Here is a 2,885-nt window from a genome sequence, read left to right as displayed (position 1 = left end):
CGTGAGCGACGCGGTCTTCCGCTTCTCGCCGCTGCGCATGAAGGGCGAGGACCTTGCGCGCTTCCATGGCAACAACGAGCGCGTCTCCATCGCCAACTACGGCGAGATGATCGGCTTCTATCACCAGCTCCTGCGCAACGGCAACGCCGCGCCGGCGCAATGACGACCACAACCCTCTTTCCCTTCCATCTTCAAAGGACCTCACCATGACCAGCGCCGTCATCGTTTCCACCGCCCGCACGCCGCTCGCGAAGAGCTGGAAGGGTGCCTTCAACATGACGCACGGCGCCACGCTCGGCGGCCATGCCGTGCAGCACGCCATTGCGCGCGCCGGCATCGAAGCCGCCGAAGTCGACGACGTGATCATGGGCTGCGCCACGCCCGAGGGCGCGACCGGCTCCAACATCGCACGCCAGATCGCGCTGCGCGCCGGCTGCCCGGTGACCACCTCGGGCATGACGATCAACCGTTTCTGCTCGTCGGGCCTGCAGACCATCGCCACCGCCGCCCAGCGCATCATCGCGGGCGAGGGCGAGGTGTACGTGGCCGGCGGCGTGGAGAGCATCTCCTGCGTGCAGAACGAAGCCAACAAGCACATGCTGGCCGACCCCTGGCTCGTGAAGCACAAGCCCGAGATCTACTGGAACATGCTGCAGACGGCCGAGCAGGTCGCCAAGCGCTACAACATCGGCCGCGACGCCATGGACGAGTACGGCGCCGCCAGCCAGCAGAAGGCCACGGCCGCGCTCGAGGCCGGCCGATTCAAGGACGAGATCGCACCGATCACGGTGCTGGCCGGCGTGGCCGATCCCGTGATGGGCCTGCGCACCAAGGAAGTGACGATCGAGAACGACGAGGGCATTCGCCCCGGCACCACCAAGGAAGGCATCAGCGGCATCCGTTCGGCGATGCCCGGCGGCCTGATCTCGGCCGGCAATGCAAGCCAGTTCTCCGACGGTGGCGGCGCCTGCGTGGTGGTCGACGAAAAGTACGCGCAGCAGAAGGGCTTGAAGCCGCTCGGCCGTTTCCTCGGCTTTGCGGTGGCCGGCTGCGAGCCCGACGAGATGGGCATCGGCCCGGTGTTCGCGATCCCGAAGGTGCTCAAGCGCCTGGGCCTCACGGTCAACGACATCGACCTGTGGGAACTGAACGAAGCCTTCGCGGTGCAGGTGATCTACTGCCGCGACAAGCTCGGCATTCCGGGCGACCGCCTGAACGTGGACGGCGGCGCCATTGCCGTGGGCCACCCCTACGGCGTGAGCGGCCAGCGCCTCACGGGCCACGCGCTCATCGAAGGCAAGCGCCGCGGCGCCAAGAAGGTGCTGGTCACGATGTGCATCGGCGGCGGCATGGGTGCTGCGGGCGTCTTCGAAGTTCTTTGACTCTCCCTCAGTCTGCGGCGCACTTCGTGTCGCCTCCGCCAACTCCCTTCCGGGGGCAACACCGGCGGCCCGGCGGAGCCGGTTCCGCGGTGTTCCTGGCGCAGAACCCGCGCACCCATTCACACCGAGATCGATCATGAGCCTGCGTCCCACCCTCGACTTCCTGCTTTACGACTGGCTCGACGCGGAATCGCTGAGCCAGCGCGAGCGTTTCTCGGACCACTCGCGCGAGACCTTCGATGCGGTGCTCGACACCTGCGAACGCATTGCGCGCGAAAAGTACGCGCCGGCCAATCGCATCGTCGACACGCAGGAGCCGCATTTCGACGGCGAGAAGGTGGTGCTGCCGCAGGCCACGCATGACGCGCACAAGGCCTTTGTCGAGTCGGGAATGATGAGCGCGGCGCAGGACTACGACATCGGCGGCATGCAGCTGCCCTACACGCTGCAGGCCGCGGCCAACAGCTTCTTTGCGATGGCGTCGGTCAGCATCGGCTCGAACATGCTCACGAGCGGCAACGCCAACCTGCTGATGGTGCACGGCACCGAGATGCAGAAGGAAGTGTTCGCCAAGAACGAGTTCTCGGGCCGCTGGGCCGGCACCATGTGCCTGTCCGAGCCGCAGGCCGGCTCCTCGCTGAGCGACGTGGCCACGCGCGCCGTGCCCGATGGCGACGGCTACCAGGGCGATCCGCTCGGGCCGCGCTATCGGCTCACGGGCAACAAGATGTGGATATCGGCGGGCGACCATGAGCTCACCGAGAACATCGTGCACATCGTGCTCGCCAAGATTCCCGACGCGAACGGCAAGCTGGTGCCGGGCACGCGCGGGATTTCGCTGTTCATCGTGCCCAAGCGCATGGTGAACACCCAAGGCGAGTTGACCGGCGAGCGCAACGACGTGGCGCTCGCCGGCCTCAACCACAAGCTCGGCTGGCGCGGCACCACCAACACGCTGCTGAACTTCGGCGAGGGCAAGTACCCGGTCGATGGCAAGGCGGGCGCGGTGGGCTACCTGGTCGGCGAGCCCGGCAAGGGCCTGCACTGCATGTTCCACATGATGAACGAGGCGCGCATCGGCGTCGGCACGGCCGCCACCATGCTGGGCATGGCCGGCTATTACGCCTCGCTCGACTATGCGAAGACGCGGCCGCAGGGCCGGCTCGTGAAGAAGGCGGAGCAGCCCGGCACGGCGGTCGCCAAGGACTCGGCCAGCCCGCAGGTGCGCATCATCGAGCATGCCGACGTGCGCCGCATGCTGCTTGCGCAGAAAGCGTACTGCGAAGGCGCGCTGGCGCTGGAGCTGTACTGCGCGCGGCTGGTCGACGAGCAGAAGACCGGCAACGCGCAGGCCGCGGACGACGCGCGCCTCTTGCTGGAGGTGCTCACGCCCATTGCCAAGAGCTGGCCCAGCGAGTGGTGCCTGGAGGCCAATTCGCTGGCCATCCAGGTGCATGGCGGCTACGGCTACACGCGCGACTTTCCGGTGGAGCAGTACTGGCG

Annotated in this window: 2 protein-coding genes; both read left to right on the top strand. The window is 67.2% G+C overall.

Annotated features, from left to right (window positions below; all coding sequences use genetic code 11):
- The first annotated feature begins 206 nt into the window (after positions 1-206).
- Positions 207-1,382, top strand: a complete 1,176-nt coding sequence (locus AC1DOC_RS27490; protein ID WP_012748025.1) for an acetyl-CoA C-acyltransferase — start codon at positions 207-209, stop codon at positions 1,380-1,382.
- Positions 1,383-1,518: 136 nt separating this feature from the next.
- The coding region (locus AC1DOC_RS27485) for an acyl-CoA dehydrogenase family protein (RefSeq protein ID WP_478130901.1) at positions 1,519-2,885 on the top strand (1,367 nt) is incomplete at its 3' end.

The sequence above is a fragment of the Variovorax sp. 01T439_2 genome, assembly GCF_056398445.1.
The sequence above is the reverse complement of the archived record's forward strand: the minus strand, read 5'-3'. Positions and strand labels throughout refer to the sequence as shown.